Source organism: bacterium, from assembly GCA_041648665.1.
In the GTDB taxonomy this organism is placed as follows: Bacteria; UBA10199; UBA10199; order 2-02-FULL-44-16; family JAAZCA01; genus JAFGMW01.
The window spans coordinates 1-5677 of record JBAZOP010000134.1 but is presented as its reverse complement, the minus strand read 5'-3'; the positions used below and the strand labels follow the sequence as shown (position 1 = coordinate 5677).

General features: G+C 56.2%; 5 protein-coding genes and 4 tRNA genes. All 9 read right to left on the bottom strand.

The window, feature by feature from the left end; genetic code table 11:
* On the bottom strand, positions 1 to 172 hold a 172-nt coding region (locus WC683_19070), incomplete at its 3' end, for a GTP-binding protein (GenBank protein ID MFA4974710.1).
* A 101-nt stretch (positions 173 to 273) separates the two neighbouring features.
* Positions 274 to 346: transfer RNA gene (locus WC683_19065), tRNA-Thr, on the bottom strand.
* 24 nt (positions 347 to 370) lie between these two features.
* Positions 371 to 442: transfer RNA gene (locus WC683_19060), tRNA-Gly, on the bottom strand.
* Positions 443 to 456: 14 nt separating this feature from the next.
* Positions 457 to 539 (bottom strand) — tRNA-Tyr (locus tag WC683_19055).
* 44 nt (positions 540 to 583) lie between these two features.
* Positions 584 to 656: transfer RNA gene (locus tag WC683_19050), tRNA-Thr, on the bottom strand.
* 291 nt (positions 657 to 947) lie between these two features.
* Complete coding sequence (rlmB, locus tag WC683_19045; protein ID MFA4974709.1) at positions 948 to 1691, bottom strand: 23S rRNA (guanosine(2251)-2'-O)-methyltransferase RlmB; 744 nt, start codon at positions 1689 to 1691, stop codon at positions 948 to 950.
* A 14-nt stretch (positions 1692 to 1705) separates the two neighbouring features.
* Positions 1706 to 3766, bottom strand: a complete 2061-nt coding sequence (fusA, locus tag WC683_19040; GenBank protein ID MFA4974708.1) for an elongation factor G — start codon at positions 3764 to 3766, stop codon at positions 1706 to 1708.
* Between the two features lie 101 nt (positions 3767 to 3867).
* The gene (locus WC683_19035; GenBank protein MFA4974707.1) at positions 3868 to 4254 is read right to left on the bottom strand and encodes a response regulator; all 387 of its coding nucleotides are present in this window, start codon (positions 4252 to 4254) and stop codon (positions 3868 to 3870) included.
* 60 nt (positions 4255 to 4314) lie between these two features.
* Positions 4315 to 5677 (bottom strand): ATP-binding protein (locus WC683_19030; GenBank protein ID MFA4974706.1); only part of this gene is annotated, 1363 nt, incomplete at its 5' end.

Sequence of the window (5677 nt, the reverse complement as noted above, 5' to 3'; positions counted from 1 at the left end):
CCTTCTCCTCAGGAGCCTTGTCGATCTGGTCAAACTCCATCACCGCCGCCAGACCCTTCGTCGAAAGATACTTCGTGATCGCGCTCGTCAAAGTCGTCTTGCCGTGATCCACGTGCCCTATCGTACCCACGTTCACGTGCGGCTTCGTCCGTTCAAATTTCTCCTTCGCCATTGTGTCCTCCCCGAACTTCCGTTCGTTTTCTTTCCGGTTATCCCCCTGTTGATTATTTCTTAAACCTCCATTTTATATTGCCACCGCTCCGCCAGCTTCTGAGCCGAGAACGGGAATCGAACCCGTGACCTCATGCTTACCATGCATGTGCTCTACCGACTGAGCTATCTCGGCCTGACTTTTCACCATCTTCAACTGAGCGGGAGACGGGTTTCGAACCCGCGACCCTCAGCTTGGAAGGCTGATGCTCTACCACTGAGCTACTCCCGCAGACTTCACGCCTGTGGAGAGGGGAGGATTCGAACCTCCGAAGGCTAATGCCGGCAGATTTACAGTCTGCTCCCTTTGACCGCTCGGGAACCTCTCCCCCAATCTCATGGCCATTCATTTTCTCGCGGCCTGAAGCAAATGAGCCGACGGCCGGACTCGAACCGGCGACCTGCTGATTACAAATCAGCAGCTCTACCTACTGAGCTACGTCGGCAAGGAATCAATATTGTCTCCGCCGAGTGCCGACCGATGATATTGCGCAAATAAAAAATCGAGCGCCTGTTTGGTTCAATTTCAATGAACAAGAGCACACAGCGCCGCACAAGCGGCCCGAGCGCCAATTAATTTATCTTCGGAGACAGTTTTTCGACCCCGTCTTAACTGCGGTCCGGCATACCCTATCCGCAAACAGGCACAATCCCCAAAAGATTGGGATTTCTATAGAGAGTATGCCACCCTTGTCAAGGTATTATGAGGACTTTCGGTATGATTTTTGCAAAGCGTTTCAACGCCTTTGCCTTGCAACCTCTCCCATGGCAAGAGCACCTGCCACAGATACATTATAGGAAGATATCAGCCCCTCCATTGGAATAAATGCAATAAAATCACATAATTGCCTTACAAGTCGCCTCAGCCCAGCACCCTCGGAACCCAGGACCAAGGCGCAATTTAATCCTTTGAAATTACTATCATAAATCGATTGTTCACCACTACCCTCTACCCCCGTGACCCAGACCCCCGACTCCTTGAGATATTCGAGCGTCCTGGCCAGATTTGTGACCTGAACTATAGGAAGGTATTCGGTGGCGCCTGCTGATGATTTCACCACGGCCGGGGTTACGCCGACCGATTTGTCGCGGGGCATGATCACCCCATGGACGCCCATAAGATGGGCAGTCCTTATAAGCGAACCCAAGTTGTGCGGATCGGAGACGTTATCGAGGACGAGGATGAAGGCCTTCTTCACATCCTCGACAGAGCTCTTCAGCACATGTTCGAACTCGGCATAAGGGTAAGAATCGACTCGAGCGGCAACGCCCTGATGCTTGTCGGTGCGGGAGAGCGCCGCAATTTCCTGTTTTGATACGAAGCCCACCTTCGCCTTGCGGCGAGCAGCCTCTTCGCAGATCTTCGCGACCGTCAATTCCCGGCGACCGAGTGATATCATCACCTCATGGCAATTCCTGCGCCCCGCCCTCAGGGCCTCGATGACCGGGTTCACGCCGTAGATGATCTCGGTGCGTTCCATGCGCGCAGCGCGCGTCACTTCTTCTCCCTCAGCTCGCGCTCCTTCTTCGTCTCGTCGATCACCTTCTGTGAGATGTGCGCGGGTATCGGCTCATAGTGACTGAACTTCATGGAGTAGCTTCCTGCCCCGCTGGTGATGGACTTCAGCGCGGCGGAATACTGATAAAGTTCCGCGAGCGGGATCTTCGCTTTGATCATTCCAGAGTCCATGCCGCTGACGCGACCGCGGCGCTGGCTGATGTCGCTGGAGAGATCGCCCATATACTCCTGGGGAGCGTAGACCTCGAGATCGACATACGGCTCAAGGAGCTGCGGCGCGGCCTCCGCCATCGCGTTCTTGAAGGCAAGCGAACCCGCTATCTGGAACGACATGTCGCTGGAATCAACGTCGTGATAGGAGCCGTCGTAGACGGTGACGCGCATGTCGACTACCGGATAACCCGCGAGCGTCCCCTTCTGCATGGACTCACGCACGCCCTTCTCCACGGCGAGGACGTACTTTGCAGGAATCGCGCCGCCGACGATCTCATCGACGAACTCAAAGCCTCCGCCAGACGGCAACGGCTCGAGTCTAAGCCAGCAATCGCCGTATTGTCCGTGGCCGCCCGACTGTTTCTTGTGCTTGCCCTGCTTCTCGGACTTCTTGGTGATGTGCTCCCTGTACGGTATGTGCGGTTTGCCTAGATCGACCTCGACGCCGAAGCGATCATGGAGCCTCTTGACCATCACGTCGATCTGGACCTCCCCCATCGCCGTGACGATCGTCTCAGAGAACTCTTTGTCGATATGATAGGTGAAGGTCGGATCGATCTCGGTGAGTTTCGAAAGCCCGATCCCCAGCTTGTCCTGATCCTTCTTGGATTTCGGCATCACCGCCATCGGCACGACCGGCATGGGGAAGGCGATCGGGTCGAGCGTCAGCGCATCGTTCTTGACCGTGAATATGTCGTTGATCCTGGTGCTCTTGAGTTTCGCGATCGCCGCGATGTCGCCCGCGGGCGCCTCCTCCGTCTCCGTCCGCTCCTTGCCGCGCATCTGGAAAAGATGGCCCATTCTCTCGGAAGTGCTCTGCGTTCCGTTGTAGACGTCATCGCCTGATTTCACCGTCCCTGAATAAACGCGGAAGTAGAACACGTCACCGATGCCGGGATCCGACGTGGTCTTGAAGACGCGGGCGAGCAGAGGACCGCGCGCATCCGCCTTGAGCTCCACGACGGAACCGTCTTTCCTTTTTGCCTTCGCCGGCGGCATATCCGCAGGCGAGGGGAAGTTTTCCGCAATCATGTCGAGAAAGGCGTCGAGCGCGGCGCCGCTGTGGGCGCTGCCCATGAATACGGGCGAGAGAGCACCCGAGGCGATGCCCTTTACGATGCCGGACTTAATCTCTTCCTCCGACAACTCGCCTGATTCCAGGTATTTGTTGAGGAGGACCTCGCTGGTCTCGGCGACCGCCTCGATGAGAGCGGTTCGTTTCTCCTTGGCCTTCGCCGCCAGATCCGCCGGAACGTCGGAGACCTTCCCGCCCTCGTAGGCCTTCATCTTGAGTATGTCGACCACCCCCTTGAAACCGGTGCCCGAGCCTATCGGCAACTCCATCAACACCGCCGACGAAGAGATCCTCTCCTTTATCGACGCAAACGCGGCCTCTACGTCCGCCCTCTCCGCGTCAGCCTTGTTGATGAAAAAAGCGGTCGCCGTCCCCGCCTTCTTCACATATTCGTTCAAGAGCTGCGTCTGGATCTCGACGCCGTTGACCGAATCGACGAGGAAAAGCGCGATGTCGGCCACGTTGATCGCACCGACCGCATCGCCGATGAAGTCGGCATAGCCGGGGGTGTCCATGAGATTGATCTTTACGTTCTTCCACTCGAACGGCACTATTTTTGAGTTTATCGTCTGCTGGCGCTCGACCTCCAGCGGATCGTAATCGATTATGGAGTTACCCTCGCTCACGCGGCCCATTCGGGTAGTCGCTTTGACCGTGAAGAGCACACCCTCCACAAAGGTGGTCTTGCCCACTCCCTTGGCGCCGATCAGCGCAAGGTTCCGGATGTTCCTGGTCTCGAATTTGTTCACAGAATCCTCCTTAACCCTTTGTCGGATATGAGTAATCTGCCCTGCATCGGCGTGCAGCCGCAGGAGCGAGGTGTTTGTCTAACGCACATATTGCGATGAAATCAACGATGAAATTTGGCGGATTGGATGGCGTCGTTCACCCCTGCCAGCAACTCCTTCTTGCCGAACGGCTTATACAGGAAGAGCTCTACGCCCCCGGAGCGCACGAACTTGTCCATGCCTTGGCCGACGGGAGATCCGGATATGGCGATGACCTTGATGTCAGGCCTAAGCCTTATTATTTCAGCGCACGCATCAGCCCCGTCCATCCCGGGCATGATGAGGTCCATGATGACCACATCGAACTCCTCTCCGACGGCCATCCGCACCGCCTCTTCGCCGGAGCTAGCCTGCTTTACGACGAACCCGGCGTTGGACAGTATATTCGCCACGCCCTCACATATGCTGGGTTCGTCATCGACCACCAATATCCTCTGCTGTAGACTCACGAATCCTCCATTAAGCAATGGATTATATTTATACGCCTAACAATGCGTATTACAATAAGATTATTGATTTGTATCTGGCAGGGTTATTGAAAACTTACTACCCTTTCTCAGCTCGCTTTCCACAGCGATACCCCCACCATAACGTTCGATTATCTCCCTGGCTATTGAGAGCCCCAGACCAAGCCCCTTCTTTCCCTGGCTGGTGGTGAAGAAAGGCTCGAAGAGCCTGCTAAAATATTCAGGGGCTATGCCCTTGCCGGTATCAGAGATATCTATGAATATCGTCCCTTCATTATATATGGTCTTCACGCCGAGCCTGCCGCCATCCGCCATCGCATCGATGGCATTGTTGATGATGTTGAGGAACACCTGGTCAAGCTCGCCCACCCTCGCTTTTATCTTGGGAATGGAACTGTCGTACGACGCTTTGACCTCTATCTTGCGCTGCTGCGTCTCCAGCGAGACAAAACCGATGATCTTCTGAAGAATGTCGTTGATGTTTGCATCCGCCTCCGTGGGTTTTCCGAGCCGGCCGACCATGGCAAGAGAGAGCATGCATTCGATCACGTCCCGCATGCCCTCCATGGACTTCCGAAGCGTGGCAAGCTTTCTTAGACGCTCAGGATCATCGCCGGCGTCCTCCATGAGCGAATCCACCATGAGCAAGCCGCCGCAGAGCGGGCTGTTGAGCTGATGCGCTATGCCTGCGCCCATGCGCCCCATGGCCGCGAGCTTGGCCGAGACGAACAGGCCCGCCCGCACACTGTCCAGCTCCTTCGTTCGCTCCTCAACCATATGCTCAAGTTTCTCCGAATATTCTTTCAACTTGGCTTCGGCCTCCTTCTGCTCCGAGATGTCGCGCATCGTAGCTATCATGCCCATCGGTCTGCCGTCGTCGGCCCGGAGGACGGAGTTGTGCATAAACGCGGGGAACGAAGAGCCGTTGCGCCTCAAGTGCCAGACCTCCCCGGCGTAGACGCCGCACTCCACGAGCAAACGGTTTGCATCCTGAACAGCGCGAAACTGCTCCGGCGTATGAAGGATCTTCAGTTCTTTTCCCCTGAGCTCATCCGGCGTGTAATCGTGCATAGCGGCGAACGCACGGTTCACGAAGACCAGTTTGCCGTCGAGATCGCTCACAGCCATGCCCTCCGAGCTCTGCTCGACCGCACCGGAGAGAAGTTTGAGCTTCTCCTCCGCCTTGATCCTCTGGCTCAGTTGTTTGCGAAGGCCGATCGAACCTATGGCGCTGACGGAAAACGCTACATAGAAAGCTATAGCGATAAGCACCGCGATCGGCGGGAGCAGCCAGCTGACGTACTCCGACAGATGGGTAAGCGCATAGCCTTGTTTCACGGCAGCCCACGCCTCCTCCACGCCGGAAAAGAGAGAAATGACCAGGGCCGTCGCGACAACCCCCATG